Annotated in this window: 12 protein-coding genes; 8 read left to right on the top strand and 4 right to left on the bottom strand. The window is 73.2% G+C overall.

The genetic code is table 11. The annotated features are described in order from the left end of the window. From ACWC9T_RS38010 to ACWC9T_RS37995, 4 genes are all read right to left on the bottom strand, one after another. Nucleotides 1-211, bottom strand: a 211-nt coding sequence (locus ACWC9T_RS38010; RefSeq protein WP_449825604.1) for an alkylphosphonate utilization protein, incomplete at its 3' end; no start/stop codon positions are given. A 320-nt stretch (nucleotides 212-531) separates the two neighbouring features. Next, nucleotides 532-2,223 (bottom strand): SulP family inorganic anion transporter, encoded by a 1,692-nt coding sequence (locus tag ACWC9T_RS38005; RefSeq protein ID WP_449825605.1) that lies wholly within the window; start codon nucleotides 2,221-2,223, stop codon nucleotides 532-534. Between the two features lie 8 nt (nucleotides 2,224-2,231). Next, nucleotides 2,232-2,579 carry an ArsR/SmtB family transcription factor gene (locus ACWC9T_RS38000; protein WP_449825603.1) on the bottom strand — a complete coding sequence of 116 codons (348 nt, stop codon included), beginning with the start codon at nucleotides 2,577-2,579 and terminating at the stop codon, nucleotides 2,232-2,234. A gap of 3 nt (nucleotides 2,580-2,582) precedes the next feature. Next, a complete protein-coding gene (locus tag ACWC9T_RS37995) occupies nucleotides 2,583-2,777 on the bottom strand; it encodes a hypothetical protein (protein WP_449825602.1) in 195 nt (64 codons plus the stop codon). A 260-nt stretch (nucleotides 2,778-3,037) separates the two neighbouring features. On the opposite strand from ACWC9T_RS37995, the gene ACWC9T_RS37990 reads away from it, so the two are divergent. The 8 genes from ACWC9T_RS37990 to ACWC9T_RS37955 form a co-directional block, all read left to right on the top strand. Beyond that, entirely contained in the window at nucleotides 3,038-3,421 is a 384-nt protein-coding gene (locus ACWC9T_RS37990) for an ArsR/SmtB family transcription factor (RefSeq protein ID WP_449825600.1), read from the top strand. Nucleotides 3,422-3,922: 501 nt separating this feature from the next. After that, the gene (locus ACWC9T_RS37985) at nucleotides 3,923-4,405 is read left to right on the top strand and encodes an NADH-quinone oxidoreductase subunit B family protein (RefSeq protein ID WP_449825599.1); all 483 of its coding nucleotides are present in this window, start codon (nucleotides 3,923-3,925) and stop codon (nucleotides 4,403-4,405) included. Next, nucleotides 4,402-6,423, top strand: coding sequence for a proton-conducting transporter transmembrane domain-containing protein (locus ACWC9T_RS37980; RefSeq protein WP_449825598.1), 2,022 nt, complete (start codon nucleotides 4,402-4,404; stop codon nucleotides 6,421-6,423). The genes ACWC9T_RS37985 and ACWC9T_RS37980 overlap by 4 nt, the downstream gene beginning before the upstream one ends. After that, complete coding sequence (locus tag ACWC9T_RS37975) at nucleotides 6,420-7,373, top strand: respiratory chain complex I subunit 1 family protein (RefSeq protein WP_449825597.1); 954 nt, start codon at nucleotides 6,420-6,422, stop codon at nucleotides 7,371-7,373. The genes ACWC9T_RS37980 and ACWC9T_RS37975 overlap by 4 nt, the downstream gene beginning before the upstream one ends. 3 nt (nucleotides 7,374-7,376) lie before the next feature. After that, nucleotides 7,377-8,036, top strand: a complete 660-nt coding sequence (locus ACWC9T_RS37970) for a hypothetical protein (protein WP_449825596.1) — start codon at nucleotides 7,377-7,379, stop codon at nucleotides 8,034-8,036. Further along, complete coding sequence (locus ACWC9T_RS37965; protein ID WP_449825595.1) at nucleotides 8,036-9,520, top strand: proton-conducting transporter transmembrane domain-containing protein; 1,485 nt, start codon at nucleotides 8,036-8,038, stop codon at nucleotides 9,518-9,520. The genes ACWC9T_RS37970 and ACWC9T_RS37965 overlap by 1 nt, the downstream gene beginning before the upstream one ends. A gap of 2 nt (nucleotides 9,521-9,522) precedes the next feature. Then, nucleotides 9,523-11,004 carry a hydrogenase large subunit gene (locus tag ACWC9T_RS37960; protein ID WP_449825594.1) on the top strand — a complete coding sequence of 494 codons (1,482 nt, stop codon included), beginning with the start codon at nucleotides 9,523-9,525 and terminating at the stop codon, nucleotides 11,002-11,004. A gap of 418 nt (nucleotides 11,005-11,422) precedes the next feature. Next, nucleotides 11,423-13,388, top strand: a 1,966-nt coding sequence (locus ACWC9T_RS37955; protein WP_449825593.1) for a putative Ig domain-containing protein, incomplete at its 3' end; no start/stop codon positions are given.

Here is a 13,388-nt window from a genome sequence, read left to right as displayed (position 1 = left end):
TGAGGGCCTTGACCACGGTCACGGTGTCGCCGTCGCTGAGGACGTTGCCGACCGCGTCCCGGATCACCCGCTCGCCGGCGCCGGCGGCCTGCTCGTAGCCGCCCTCGGCGGGCATCCACTCGTGGCCGCACTCGGGGCAGACCATGAGGGCGTTCATCTCATAGGTGTACTCGCTGGAGCACTGCGGGCACGGGGGGAGGTTGTCGCTCATGTGTTTCAGGATATCCAGGGTGCGAGGGGCGTTTTCCGTGGCCAGCGGGTGTGAATGGTCTCCGTGGGGGCGCGCTGCCCGGGGTTCGGGGCGGATGTGCAGACGGCGGCCGGTGGCGGCGGCCTCCGCGAGGAGGGTCCGGAGCGCGGGCAGGTCGACGGTCTGCCCGGCGGCGGGGGAGCCGTGGTCGTCGTAGGCGGTGACGGCGAAACGCAAGGGCGGCCTTTCCGGGGACGCGGTGGGTGGGGTGCGGCAGGCGGACGCGCGCGGTCCTGCCGCCGTCGGGGTCGGGCTGGACGGTCAGTGCTCGGCGGTGCCGGTCAGGAGGCTCCGGCGGTGGCGAGGCCGTGCCCGGCGGGGCCGGCCTGGCCGTGCAGGTGGGTACGGGCGTACGCGATGGCGTCGGGGGTGGTGGCGAAGAGGTGTCCGTCGGCGCGCAGCCGGTCGAGTATGCCGAGGGCGTCGAGGGGCCGGTGGTGTTCGGCGCGGATGCCGGAGACCAGGACGAGCGTGCCGCGGCGCTGAAGCTCGGTGATGGCGTCGCCGAGGACGGTGGCGCCGCTGGCGTCGATCGCGCTGACCCGGGACATCCGCAGGATCGCGACCTTGACCTCGGCGGATCCGGTGAGCTCCAGCAGGAAGCGGTGGGCCGCGGCGAACAGCAGTGGGCCGTCGATGCGGTAGGCGACGATGTGCTCGGCGAGCAGCGCCTGCTCCTCGTCGTGGTGGTCGGCCGGGGGAAGGTCGGCGTGCAGCGGGACCTGCTCCACACGTGCCGCCCTGGCGACGGCGGCGAGCGCCAGGACGCCGGAGACGAGCAGGCCGACCACGACGGCGGTGACCAGGTCGAAGGCGAGGGTGGCGGCGGCGGTGAGGGCTAGGACCGCGGCCTCGCCGCGTCCGGTGCGGGCCAGCGCGCGCAGCGAGCCGACCTGGACCATCCGCACGGCGGTGGCGATCAGCACCCCGGCCAGGGCGGCGAGCGGGATCCCGGCGACCAGCGGCGCGGCGGCGAAGACGATCACCGCAAGGACGGCGGCGTGGACGAGGGCGGCAAGGCGGGAGGCGGCGCCGGAGCGGACGTTGACGGCGGTGCGGGCGATCGCGCCGGTGGCGGCGACGCCGCCGAACAGCGGGGCGGCCAGGTTGGCCAGACCCTGGCCGAACAGCTCACGGTCGCTGTCGTGGCGCTCGGACACGCTCATGGCGTCCGCCGCGGTCGCGGACATGAGCGACTCCAGGGCGGCCAGGGCGGCGACGGCCAGCGCCGACGGCAGCAGGGCGGGTACGGCGGAGAGGTCGAGGAAGCCGATCGAGGGGGCCGGAAGCCCGGTGGGCAGGTGGCCGATGGTGGCGACCGGCAGGTCGGCGAGCCTGGCGGTGACGGTCGCGGCGACGACGGCGATCAGCGAGAACGGTAGCGCGGGCCGCAGCCGTACGCCGATCAGCATCACGGCGGCCACGGCGAGGGCGACGGCGAGGGCGGCCCAGTGCGGTGCGGACGCGAAGTCGGCGACGGCCTTGGCGGCGACGACGGCGGGGTTGTCGCCCTCGGGCTTCCGGACGCCGAGCGCGCCGGGCACCTGCTGGAGCGCGATGACCCCGGCGATGCCGACGGTGAAGCCCTCGACGACGGGGACGGGCACGTAGGCCATCCAGCGTCCGGCCCGGGCCAGGGCGAGGGCTATCAGGATCACCCCGGCGAGCAGGCCCACGGTAAGCACCCCGCTGCTGCCGTAGCGGGCGACGATCGGGACCAGAACGACGGTCATGGCGCCGGTCGGCCCGGAGACCTGGAGGTTGGAGCCGCCGAACACGGCGGCGAGCGCGCCCGCGACGACGGCGGTGGCCAGGCCCGCCTCGGCACCGGCGCCGGAGGAGATGCCGAAGCCGAGGGCCAGCGGCAGCGCGACGATCGCCACCGTGAGGCCGGCGAGCAGGTCCTTGCGCGGGGAGCGGCCCATGGAGGCGAGGGTCCGCCGGGTGGGCAGGACGGCACGCACCCGGCTCATCACGGTGTTCACGCCGTCGCCTCCCGGGCGGTGGTCGCGGCCAGTTCGGGCAGCAGTCGGCGCTGGCTGGTGATCACGTCGCCGAGGATCCGGCGGGCGGCGAACAGCAGCTCGGCGACGTCGGGCGTGGCGAGCGCGTAGACCACCGTGTTGCCGCCGCGGGTGGCGGTGGCCAGGTTGGTGCGCCGCAGGACGGCGAGTTGCTGGGAGAGGCTGGAGGCCTCGATGTCGAGGGAGGCGAGCAGGTCGCGCACCGGAAGCGGGCCATCCTGGAGGAGTTCGAGGATCCGGATGCGCGCCGGGTGGCCCAGGGTGCGGAAGAACTCCGCCTTCGCCTGGTACAGCGGGACGGCCATGGTTCAGCTCTCTCCTTGCTCTTCCTCGGCGGTGTGCGGCACGTCGAGGCCGTGGGCGGCCGCGATCCGCAGCAGGGCCGCCACGCGCCCGGCGTAGGCCTGGGAGCCGTCGTCGTCCTCGTCGGCCCGGGCCTGCCGCAGGGCCCGGCGGGCCTGGGCCAGCTGTTCGTGCAGCTCCTCGTCGAACACCGCGGTCACGGCTCTTCCCTCCCGGGGGTGCCGGCGGGTGCCGGGCGCACCTTCGCCGATCCAACAGCACGCCAGCATGTATGGACTTGAAGAATTTATCAAATCGCATGTTTCGCATGTGGTGGATTCGACAGTAGTGATCTGCTGTGATCGGCAGTGGTCGTCGCGGGCCCGGCCGCACCCATGCCGTGACCGGCGGGCATGAGCGTTCGACCGGTTGGTAGGGTCAACTCTTCGATGATGTTCCGCCCGATGGAGACGGTGACGACGTGAACGCCGAAACGCCCACCCCGCCTCCCGTGGTCGGCGCGCCGCTGTACCAACTGAAGGCGGAGTTCTTCAAGACCCTCGGCCACCCGGTGCGCATCCGCGTCCTGGAGCTGCTGAGCGAGCGCGAGTACGCGGTCTCCGAGATGCTGCCCGTGGTCGGCGTCGAGGCCTCCCACCTGTCCCAGCAGCTCGCCGTGCTGCGGCGCTCCAACCTGGTGATCGCCCGCCGCGAGGGCTCCACCGTCTACTACCGCCTCACCAATCCGCAGGTCGCCGAGCTCCTGCGGGTCGCCCGCACCATCCTCGGCGGCGTGATCAGTGGCCAGGCCGAGCTCCTGGACGGCCTGCTCGCCCAGCCCCAGAAGCAGCCCGGGCGCGACTGACCGCTCCCGGCCGTTCAACGGGATGCTCGCCGCCGCCCCGGGGCACATTCCGGGGCGGCGGCGAGGCGGCATGGACCCCTAGCGACCGGCGGGGCCGAACAGGTCGGAGGAAGGCCCGCAGCACCCGTACGCACCGCGCCCACCCGGCGCGAAGCGGCACACCACCACTGCCCGCACCGGGGACGGAGCGGTCGGCGCGGCTGTACGGCACACCGCGGTGAGATACGCCTTCCTCGTTCTTGCCCTTCCATGCAATTGACAAGGTTATCAACTGCTAAGGTCGTCATGTGACGGCACCGCCGGAAGCGTGCTGTCGCGGTGAGGCCGCCCTGGAACCGACGCCGGGGTGGCCTCACCGGTCCGCAGGAGGAACACCCTTGCGATCCCGCGGGGCGGCGTGGCCCGGACTGTCCCCCGAACGACTGAGGCCGGTCCGCTCGACTGTCCTGCCGGACTTGCCAGTTGCTAACGTCTGCAAGTCGTCAAGACATGGAGACCGTCATGGGTTTGTCGCGCAGGATCCGTGAGATCGGCCGGATCGCCGAGCCCGCCCCACCCCGCCAGGAGGGCGAAGCCCTGTCCGCCGCGCGCCAGTTACGCGGCTCGGCGCAGGTGCGTCACGTCGACGCCGGGTCGTGCAACGGCTGTGAGGTGGAGATCGGGGGCGCCTTCGGACCGGTGTACGACGCCGAGCGGTACGGGGCCCGGCTGGTCGCCTCCCCGCGCCACGCCGACGCCCTGCTGGTGACCGGCCCGGTCACCCGGAACATGGCCGAACCGCTGCGCCGCACCTACCAGGCCGCCCCCGAGCCGCGCGTCGTGGTGGCCGTCGGCGACTGCGCGCTCAACTGCGGCCTGTTCGCCGGGGCTTACGGCGTCGCCGGGGCAGTGGCCGACATCGTGCCGGTGGACCTGGAGGTGCCCGGCTGCCCACCCGAGCCGGCGGCGATCGTCGCAGCCCTGCGCCGGGTGACCGGTCGGTGAGCGCGATCGCTCCCGCGCTGTCGACGGCCGGCGTCCTGGCCGCCGCCGGCACGGCCTGCGGGCTGGCACTGCCCGAGCGCGCCCGCCCGGCGGTGGTCGGTGCGTGCACGGCGGGGGTGGGTGCGGCCGGCCTGGTCGCCGGCGTCTCCGCGCTGGGTGGACAGCGGTGGTCGGCCTCCTTACCGGACCTGCTGCCGCTGGCCGGGGTGCACCTGGCGGTCGACGCGCTGTCCGGGCTGTTCATCGCGGTGACCGGCGGAGTGACCGTGGCGGCCGCCGTCTACGGCGTCGGCTACACCCGGCACGGCCTCGCCGCACGAGGTGTGCAGGCCGTGCTGCCGCTGTTCGCCTGGACGCTGGTCATGGTGCCGGCCGGCGCGAGCGTCTCCACCTTCCTAGTGCTGTGGGAGCTGATGGCGCTCTCCTCACTGCTCCTGGTGGTGGCCGAGCACCGGCGGCGGGCCTCGGTGCGTGAGGCGGGCGTCTGGTACGCGGTGATGACGCACCTCGGACTGGTCGTCCTGCTGGCCGCCCTGGCGCTGTTCGCGGCCCGCGCCGGCGGGGAGACCTTCGCCGCACTGCGCGCCGGAGCCGACGGTCTGTCACCCTCCGTGCGGGGCACCGTCTTCGTGCTCGCCCTGGCGGCCTTCGGATCGAAGGCGGGCGCGGTGCCGTTGCACGCCTGGCTGCCCCGGGCCCACCCGGAGGCGCCGAGCAACGTCTCGGCGCTGATGAGTGCGGCGATGGTCAACCTCGGAGCGTACGGCGTGATCCGGACCGGCTTCGACCTGCTGGGCGGCGGCCCGCGCTGGTGGGGGCTACTGACGGTGGCCCTCGGCGCGGTGACGGCGGTGTACGGGATCGTCCAGGCCGCGGTGGCCACCGACCTCAAACGCCTGCTGGCGTACTCGACCAGCGAGAACCTCGGCCTGGTGCTGATCGGGGTGGGCGCGGCCCTGCTGTTCGACGCGGGCGGCCACGACGAGTTGGCGGCCCTCGCGCTGGCCGCGGCCCTGCTCCACGTGGTCAACCACGCCGCGTTCAAGGCCCTGCTGTTCGGCGCGGCGGGCTCCGTGCTGCATGCCACGGGCACCCGCGACCTGGACGCCCTCGGCGGACTGCGCCCGCGGATGCCGGTCACCACGGCGCTGTTCGCCCTCGGCGCGCTGGGCGCGATCGCGCTGCCACCGGGCAACGGCTTCGTCAGCGAGTGGCTGCTGCTCCAGGCCCTCATCCACGGGCTCGCCGCGCCCGGCGTGACGACCGCCGTGCTGCTGCCGGTGGCGATCGCCGCCATCGCCCTCTCGGCGGGCCTCGCCGCCGCCGCGTTCGTCAAGGCCCTCGGAGTCGGCTTCCTCGCCCGCCCGCGCGGCACGGCCGTCGAGCGGGCGGTGGAGAGCCCGCGCACGATGCTCGCCGGCATGGGGCTGTGCGCCGCCGCCTGTGTCGGCCTCGCGCTGCTGCCCGGCGCCCTCGCCGACGGACTCGGCCGGGCCGTCGCCGCGACCGGGACCGGCGGCCGGCGGATCATCGTCGGCGGCGAGCTGGACCTCCAACTGGCCGGAATCACCGGGAGCCTGGCCCCGCTGTGGATCGCCGCCGCGCTCGCCGCCGCTGGCGCGGCCGTGCTGTTGGCGGTGCGCTCGCGGGCCCGCCTGCCGCGCCGCGTCGACGCCCCGGTATGGGACTGCGGCGGCGGAGCGCCCACCGCGCGCATGGAGTACACCGCCACCTCCTTCGCCGAACCGCTGCAACGCGTCTTCGATGACGTCCTCGCCCCCGAACAGGACGTCGACGTCACACCCGTACGCGAATCCGCCTACCTGGTCGAGCGGGTGCGCTACCAGCGCCGAGTCCCGGACCGGATCGAGCACCGCCTCTACCTGCCCGTGCTGCGGCTGCTCGCCCGCGTCGGACGGGCCGCCCGGTGCCTGGCCGACGGCAGCGTCCACCGCTACCTCGGGTACGGCTTCACCGCCCTGGTGCTGCTCCTGCTCGCCCTGGCGGTGACCCGGTGACCCCGATCGGCACGGTCGCCGTCGCCGCCCAGGTCGCCCTGGTCACCGCCGGGGCCCCCTGGCTGGCCGGGTTGATGCGCCAGGTCCGGGCCCGGCTCGAAGGGCGGGCCGGCCCGGGCGCCGGGCAGCCCTGGCGCGACCTGCGCAAACTGCTGCGCAAACAGCCCGTCACGGCCACCGGCACCGGCCCGGCCTTCCGGACCGCGCCCGTGGTCCTGGTTGCCACCGCCCTGGTGGTCGCCGCCCTCGTCCCACTGGCCGCCACCCGCACACCGGTCAGCGGCCACGCCGACCTGATCGTGGTGGTCGCACTGCTCGCCCTCGGCACCGTCTCCCTCGCGCTGGCCGGCCTGGACACCGGCACCGCATTCGGCGGCATGGGCGCCTCCCGGGAGATGACCGTGGCGGCCCTGGTCGAACCGACCCTGCTGATGTCGGTCTTCGCGCTGTCCATCCCGGCCGGTTCCACCAACCTCGCCGACATCGTCTCCGGCGCCGTCCACGACCCCGCCCGGCTCGCCACCCCCACCGGACTGCTCGCGGCCGTCGCCCTGCTCGCCGTGACCGTCGCCGAAACCGGACGGCTGCCCGTCGACACCCCGTCCACCCACCTGGAACTGACGATGATCCACGAGGCGATGGTGCTGGAGTACTCCGGTCCCGACCTCGCTCTGATCGAACTCGGCGCACAACTGCGGCTCGCCGTCCTGCTCGGCCTGCTCGCCGCGCTGTTCACCCCGTGGGGGATCGCCACCACGGGCGGCTGGGCGGCCCTCCTGCTCGCGCTGGTGCTGCTGGCGCTGAAAGTGGCCGTCCTCGGAGGCCTCCTGGCGGCGGCCGAGGTGTTCCTCGCCAAGATCCGCCTCTTCCGGGTGCCCGAACTGCTGGCCGGCTCCTTCCTGCTGGCCCTGCTCGCCGTCGCCGCCTCCTACTTCCTCACCGGAGAGTGAGTGATGGACACCGGTCTGTTCACCCAACTGCTGGACCTCGCCTGTGGCGTGTTCCTACTGGCGGCCGTCCTGGTCCTGTGGCGGCGCGAACTCGCCGCGTTCATCCGGGTGTTCACCGTCCAGGGCTTCGCCCTTGCCGCCATCGCCGGACTGCTCGCCGCCCACGGGCACCGCTGGGACCTGCTCGGCGTCGCCGTGCTGATCGCCCTCCTGCGCGCCGGACTCCTACCGCACCTGATGCGGCGCGCCCTCACCGCGGGCGGGGAGACCCACGAGACCGAGCCGCTGGTCAACGTCACCGCCTCGCTGCTGACCGCGGCCGCGCTCACCCTCCTCGCCTACGCCGTCACCCGACCGCTGACCGACCTCGCCCCCTCGCCCGCCACCCGGGCCCTGCCGATCGGCCTGGCCGTCGTGCTGATCGGCTTCTTCACCCTGGCCACCAGACGCCGCGCCCTGTCCCAGGTGGTCGGCTTCCTCCTGGTGGACAACGGCATCACCGCCGTCGCCTTCCTCGCCACCTCGGGCGTCCCGCTGATCGTCGAACTCGGCGTCTCCTTCGACGTGCTGTTCGCCGTCCTGGTACTCCAAGTGCTCACCACCCGGATGCGGGCGGCCTTCGGCGGCACCGACCTCGACGACCTGAGGGAGCTGCACGACTGATGCCCGACACCCTCCTGCTCACCGCACCCGTCGCGGCGCCGCTGCTCGTCGCCGCGACGTACCCGGTCCTCGGCTGGCGGCCCGTCACCGCCTGGGCGGGGCTCGCCTCACCCGCCGTGATCCTCGCCTGCGCGGGAGCGCTCGCCACCGACGTCCCCTCCGGCGGGCCGGCCACCGCCTATGGAGACCTGCTGCGCGCCGACGCCCTGACCGTCTGGATCCTGCTCGGCATTGGTGCTGTCGGCGCGCTGGCCTGCGCCGCCAGCCCCGCCTACCTCGCCGCCGAGCGGACGGACCCCGTCTCCGCCCGACGCTACGGACTGCTCGTCCACCTCTTCCTCGCCGCGATGGCACTGGCCACCCTCACCGCCAACCTCGGCGTGCTCTGGGTCGCCGTCGAGGCCACCACCATCGTCACCGCCTTCCTGGTCGGCCACCGCCGCACCCGGGCCGGGGTCGAGGCGGCCTGGAAGTACGTGGTGATCTGCTCGGTCGGCATCGCTCTCGCCTTCCTCGGGACCGTGCTGGTCTACTTCGCGGCCCGGCACGCCGGCATCCCGGAGGCCCACGCCCTCGACTGGCCCACCCTGGCCACCCACGCCGACCGGCTCGACCCGCACACCCTGCGCCTGGGCGCCGCCCTCGCGATCCTCGGCTTCGGCACCAAGGCCGGGCTCGTCCCCCTGCACGCCTGGCTGCCGGACGCCCACAGCCAAGCCCCGGCCCCCGTCTCCGCGCTGATGTCCGGCGTGCTGCTCGCCGTCGCCTTCACCGCCGTGCTGCGCCACAAGGTGATCGCGGACGCCGCCCTGGGCCCCGGCTTCGCCCGCGCCCTGCTGCTCGCCGTCGCCCTGCTCACCCTCGCCCTGGCCGTGGCGCTCCTGCTCGCCCAGCGCGACTACAAGCGGATGCTCGCCTACTCCAGCATGGAGCACATGAGCCTGATCGCCCTGGCCGCAGCCGTCGGCACCCACCTCGCCACCGCCGCCCTGCTGCTGCACATGGCCGGGCACGGCCTCGCCAAGGGCGTCGCGTTCTGCTCCTCCGGCCACCTCATGCACCTGACCCACACCACCCGGATCGGTCGGGTCCGGGGCCTGCTCGGACGCGCCCCCGTCCTCGGCGCCGCCTTCGGCCTCGCGGTCCTGGCCCTGCTCGGGCTGCCGCCTTTCAGCCTCTTCGCCTCCGAACTCGCCATCGCCCGGGCCGGGTTCGCGGTCGGCCTCGGCTGGTCCGTCACCGTCGCCCTCGCCCTGGTGTTGCTCGCCTTCGCCGCATTGACCGGCCGCACCGCCCGGATGCTGCTCGGGGCACCACCCGGGTCACCGTCCGGGCCACCGCAGGGGAGCGCGCCGCCGGTGCGGTCCGGTGCGAGCGTCTGGCTCCCGCTGGTCGGCGGGCTCCTCGCCTGCGCCGCACTCGGCGTGACCACCGCCCCGCTCGCCGCCCTTCTCAACGCCGCCGCCGCGATCGGAGGACACTGACCGTGCCCAGTAACACCGTTGACCTCGAACCCGGTCAACTCGCCGACCATGCCGCCAGATTGCTGGCCGGCGGCCACCGCCTCGCGCTGGTGGCCGCCCACCACGACGGCCCCGGCACCATCCGCGTGGTCCACCTCTTCGTCCAGGGCCCGCCGGACGCCCGAACCGAACTGCACGTCCGCCTCGACGCCCGCGCCCCCGCCGTCTCCACCCTCGCCCACCTCTCCTTCCCCGCCGGCCGGTTCGAACGCGAGCTGCGCGACCTGCACGGCGTCGTCCCGCTCGACCACCCGCTGCCGCACCGCCTCGTCCGCCACCCGCACTGGCCGCGCGGCTGGTACCCGATGCGCCCCGACGCCGGGCCGCCCCCCGAATTCGGCACACCCGAGGGGCCGTTCCCCTTCCTCACCGTCGAAGGACCCGGCGTGTACGAGATCCCGGTCGGACCCGTCCACGCCGGGCTGATCGAACCGGGACACTTCCGCTTCTCCGTGGTCGGCGAGACCATCCTCAAGCTCAAGGCCCGGCTCTGGTACGTCCACAAGGGCATCGAGAAGCTCTTCGAGGGCAGGCACCCCGAGCAGGGGCTCGGGCTCGCCGAGCGCATCAGCGGCGACACCGCCGTCGGCCACGCCCTCGCCTACTGCCTCGCCGTCGAGGAGGCCACCGGCGTGCAGGCGCCTCGGGACGCCCGGCGCGCCCGCGCCCTGCTCCTCGAACTCGAACGTCTCCACAACCACGTCACCGACCTCGGCGCCCTCTGCAACGACGTCGGCCACGGCATCCTCAACTCCCACGCCTGGCACATCCGCGAACGCCTGCTCCGCCTCAACCACGCCGTCACCGGCCACCGGCTGCTGCGCGGCGGCGTGGTCCCCGGCGGCGCCGTCCTACGCGCCCTGCCCGAACCGGCCGAACTGGCGGCCGTCCGCGCCGATCTGGGCGCCCTCGTCGGCCTCGCCCTCGGCCACCCCACCATCCGCGACCGCTTCACCGGCACCGCCGTCCTGCCCGCGCAGGCCGCCCGCGACCTCGGTTGCCTCGGCTACGTCGCCCGCGCCAGCGGCCTGCCCACCGACGCCCGCCGTGCCCACCCCCACCACGACCTCGGCGACCTGCTGACCACCCGCGTCCTCGACACCGGCGACGTGCTCGCCCGCTTCACCATCCGCGCCCAGGAGGCGGAGGACGCCCTCGACCTCATCGGCCACCTCGCCGAGGGCCTCACCGCCGGCGCTGTCGTCGACCCGACGCCGCACGCCCCCGCCCGCCGCTCCGGCGTCGGCATCGCCGAAGGTTGGCGCGGCACCGTCACCACCCGGGTCGAACTCGCCCCCGACGGCACTCTCACCCGGCTCAAGACCGTGGACCCGTCCTTCTTCAACTGGCCTGCCCTGCCGGTCGCCCTCGCCGACACGATCGTCCCGGACTTCCCGCTCACCAACAAGAGCTTCAACCTCTCCTACGCGGGCAACGACCTCTGAAACGGCGGGATTTCGCTATTCTCCGCGATCCCGAAATGATCGCCGGGGAGAATATCCCATTGCCGATCTCTCGCCGGATTCTTTCCTTCTCGGAGGTTTCGGCGGCGCGAACGCATCGCTTTTGCGCAACCCGTTGACTGAGGCCTGTCACCGCTGCTTTTCTTCCGTTCACGCCCCTTGCCGCAGCCTCCTCAGGCCGGCCACCGGGCACTGGTTTCCGCTGCACCACCATCGCTCCGCAGCTCTGCTGCTGACGTGACGTCGGTCGACGCTCGTCAGCCCCCATGGCACCGCCGGCAAGCACGGGCCACCCCACCGTTACGCCCCGCGCCCGTGTCATCGCCGTACCCCGTCCTGCCACGAGCCGTCATCCGGGCCGACCGGCACCGGAGTCGGCAGGAGAGAGGAACCCCCACACATGGGCATCCCCCGCGTCCGTGCGCTCAGACGAGCGGCCCTGGCCGCCGTCGCGTCGCTGTCCCTCGTCACCGCTGCCCTGACCACCAGCGGTGCCGCCCAGGCGGCGGACGAGCCGGCACCGCCGCAGAACGGCTCCGTGACCAACCCGTTCAGCCCCGCCTACCAGCACCCGTACCGGCACGGCGTGCTGCCCACGGTCGGTCAGAACGACAAGATGAAGCAGTGGGCCTCCACCCACGGGACCCCCAACGCGGCCACCGGACCGCAGACCCTCTCCTACGGCGGAGGGATCGACGGGATCGGTGTCCAGAGCGGCCACTCCAAGGTCTACCTGGTCTTCTACGGCAACCAGTGGGGCACGCAGAGCACCGACGCCAACGGGAACGCCAAGTTCTCGGGCGACTCGGCCGGGGCGGCGGGCGCCGCGCAGCAGATGTTCAAGGGCATCGGCACCGGCAACGAACTCTGGTCCGCGGACCTGACGCAGTGGTGCGACGGGCCGAACGTGACCACCGGCGCTACCAGTTGCCCCTCGAACGCGAACTTCGTCCCGTACCAGAGCGGTGGCGTGCTCGCCGGCGTGTGGTACGACAACGCGGCGGCGTCACCGAGCGCTGCGTCCGGCCACCAGCTCGGCCAGGAAGCCGTCGACGCGGCCGCGCACTTCGGCAACACCACGGCGGCGTCCAACCGGGACGCCTACTACGTGATCCTGTCGCCGCACGGCACTAACCCGGACAACTACCAGAACCAGTACTGTGCGTGGCACGACTACAACGGTGACTCGACGCTGACCGGCGGCGCGGTGACCTCCCCGTACGGCGACGTCGCGTTCAGCAACCAGCCGTACAACATCGACTCGGGCGCCGGCTGCGGCGTGGGCTTCGTCAACTCGCCCGGCACGCTGGACGGCTGGACGATGACCCTCGGGCACGAGTGGCACGAGATGATGTCGGACCAGAACCCGGCCGGTGGCTGGACCAACCACGTGTCCGGCAGCTCGTACAACGGCCAGGAGAACTCCGACGAGTGCGCCTGGCTGTCCCCGGGTACCGCGGGCGGCGCGGCCAACATCACCTTCGGTAGCTTCGGCACCTGGGCCGAGCAGGCCAGCTGGTCCAACGACACCAACTCCTGCGCCATCTCCCACCCGATCGTGGGCGGCGGCTCGACGGGCAACACGGTGACCGTCACCAACCCCGGCAACCAGACCACCGCGCAGGGCTCCTCGGTCAGCCTGCAGGTCCAGGCCAGTGACTCGGCCTCCGGCCAGAGCTTCACCTACTCGGCCACCGGCCTGCCGACCGGTCTGTCCATCGACTCCGCGACCGGCCTGATCACCGGCACCGCCACCGCCGCCGGCAGCTACAACGTGACCGCCACCGCCAAGGACACCACCGGCGCCACCGGCTCCACCAGCTTCGGCTGGACGGTCAGCGGCACCGGCGGCTCCTGCACCCCGGCACAGCTGCTCGGCAACCCCGGCTTCGAGACCGGGTCCGCCGCGCCGTGGACCGCGACCAGCGGTGTCATCGACAACTCGGCGTCCGAGCCGGCCCACAGCGGCTCCTGGAAGGCGTGGCTGGACGGCTACGGCACCGCGCACACCGACAGCCTCTCGCAGGCCGTCACCATCCCGGTGGGCTGCAAGGCCACCCTGAGCTACTGGCTGCACATCGACACGGCCGAGACCACCACCACGGCCCAGTACGACAAGCTCACCGTGACCGTCAACGGCACCACGGTGGCCACGTACTCCAACCTCGACAAGAACACCGGCTACGCCCAGAAGACGGTCGACCTGTCGGCCTACGCCGGGAAGAGCGTCACCCTCAAGTTCACCGGGGTGGAGGACTCCTCGCTCCAGACCAGCTTCGTGATCGACGACACCGCGATCCCCCGTCGTACGCAGCGCCCGCCCCGGCGCACGACCCCGATCAGTCACCCGGCCGCGCTCCTCGGTC

The organism is Kitasatospora sp. NPDC001159 (assembly GCF_053598235.1).
This window is presented reverse-complemented; position numbering and strand designations above follow the sequence as displayed.

Bases quoted from the DNA above. Each gene is read 5' to 3' on its own strand.
- ACWC9T_RS38005 (WP_449825605.1), bottom strand. From the start codon at position 2,223: ATGAGCCGGGTGCGTGCCGTCCTGCCCACCCGGCGGACCCTCGCCTCC.
- ACWC9T_RS38000 (WP_449825603.1), bottom strand. From the start codon at position 2,579: ATGGCCGTCCCGCTGTACCAGGCGAAGGCGGAGTTCTTCCGCACCCTG.
- ACWC9T_RS37985 (WP_449825599.1), top strand. From the start codon at position 3,923: ATGGGTTTGTCGCGCAGGATCCGTGAGATCGGCCGGATCGCCGAGCCC.
- ACWC9T_RS37970 (WP_449825596.1), top strand. From the start codon at position 7,377: ATGGACACCGGTCTGTTCACCCAACTGCTGGACCTCGCCTGTGGCGTG.
- ACWC9T_RS37965 (WP_449825595.1), top strand. From the start codon at position 8,036: ATGCCCGACACCCTCCTGCTCACCGCACCCGTCGCGGCGCCGCTGCTC.